2 protein-coding genes are annotated in these 719 nt (G+C 70.5%); both read left to right on the plus strand.

Annotated elements, in window-relative coordinates; translation table 11 throughout:
- A partial coding sequence (locus sphsw_RS15410) for a CoA-binding protein (RefSeq protein WP_031441388.1) occupies positions 1-283 on the plus strand: 283 nt, incomplete at its 5' end.
- A 76-nt stretch (positions 284-359) separates the two neighbouring features.
- Positions 360-698 (plus strand): hypothetical protein, encoded by a 339-nt coding sequence (locus tag sphsw_RS15415; protein WP_042467494.1) that lies wholly within the window; start codon positions 360-362, stop codon positions 696-698.
- The last annotated feature ends 21 nt before the right edge of the window (positions 699-719 follow it).

Raw genomic sequence — 719 nt, forward strand, 5'->3', positions numbered from 1 at the left:
CGGCGAGCACATTCACGGCGAATTCGTCTTCCGCGAACTTGCCCAGCTCGGCGACCCGATCGACATCGTCGACATCTTCCGCAATTCCGCCGCCGCGGGCGAGGCCGTCGACCAGGCGATCGCGATCGGTGCGAAAGCGGTGTGGATGCAGCTCGGCGTGATCAACGAGGCTGCCGCCGCCCGCGCCGAAGCCGCCGGGCTTCAGGTCGTCATGGACCGCTGCCCGGCGATCGAGATCCCCCGGCTCGGCATCGCCAGAATAGATCGGGATCCGACCGACTGACGCTTGCGGCTCGCCTGCGCGTGCGTCACCCTCGCGACGAGCTTCGTATCGGCCCATCGCGTATCGGGGACAGGTCATGTTCGCCTTGCTTCTGGTTCTCGCTCAGGATCCGCTGCTCGCCAAGGCCAGCGAGCGACTCGCCGCCGAACCCCGCTGCGTCGTCGATCCCGCTTCGACCGACATCACCGTCTGCGGCCTGCGCCAGGCGGATCGGTTCCGCGTGCCGTTCGTCGAGCACGACCCCGGCGATCCGCGCCACGAAAGCCTCGCCGCGGAACGTGTCCGGCTGCTCAACGCGCGCACCCCGGTCCAGGACATGGGCCCGTTCCAGGTTGGCGGCGGCATGGCCGGCGTGTCGGTCGGCGTCGGCGCGGCGGGCGTCACCGCCGGCGGCCTCCGCAAACCCGCACCCTGACCCCGCGCCATCACGCCCCCG

The sequence above is a fragment of the Sphingomonas sp. FUKUSWIS1 genome (genome assembly GCF_000733135.1).
Lineage (GTDB): Bacteria > Pseudomonadota > Alphaproteobacteria > Sphingomonadales > Sphingomonadaceae > Sphingomonas > Sphingomonas aerolata.

What these genes read in the sequence shown, in the direction of transcription:
- sphsw_RS15415 (WP_042467494.1), top strand. Translation starts at nt 360, where the DNA reads ATGTTCGCCTTGCTTCTGGTTCTCGCTCAGGATCCGCTGCTCGCCAAG.